Source organism: Rosenbergiella epipactidis, assembly GCF_018494055.1.
Taxonomy (GTDB): domain Bacteria; phylum Pseudomonadota; class Gammaproteobacteria; order Enterobacterales; family Enterobacteriaceae; genus Rosenbergiella; species Rosenbergiella epipactidis.
Genome location: NZ_JABBFQ010000027.1, coordinates 1 through 393, shown reverse-complemented (window position 1 = coordinate 393; position 393 = coordinate 1). Strand labels below are relative to the sequence as shown.

1 protein-coding gene is annotated in these 393 nt (G+C 53.7%); it reads right to left on the bottom strand.

Annotated features, from left to right (window positions below; all coding sequences use genetic code 11):
- The coding region (locus HGT71_RS15650; RefSeq protein ID WP_214218608.1) for an Ig-like domain-containing protein at positions 1 to 393 on the bottom strand (393 nt) is incomplete at both ends.

Sequence of the window (393 nt, the reverse complement as noted above, 5' to 3'; positions counted from 1 at the left end):
CCATTGGTTTGAACTGTAGTTAGGGTAACGCTAAAGGTGCTGTCACTACCGACTGTTGCACTACCGATTGTGTTGCCGTCAGCATCCTTGATGGTAACGGTTGAGCCAGCTTCCGCCTTACCAGTGACTGTCGCGCCGTCATCACTGACCGTAACATCAGTCGGCGCAGCAGGCGCAGTCGTATCTGGCACGATAGTCGTTGCTTCTGCAGAGGTGTTCCCCGCAGTATCTGTCGCCGTAACAGTTAGGGTTTGGCCATTCGCTTGTGCTGCAAGCAGTGTCACGCTAAAGGTGCCATCACTACCGACCGTGACGTTACCGATTGTGTTGCCATCAGTATCCTTGATAGCGACAGTCAATCCTGCTTCCGCCTTACCGGTCACTGTTGAACCG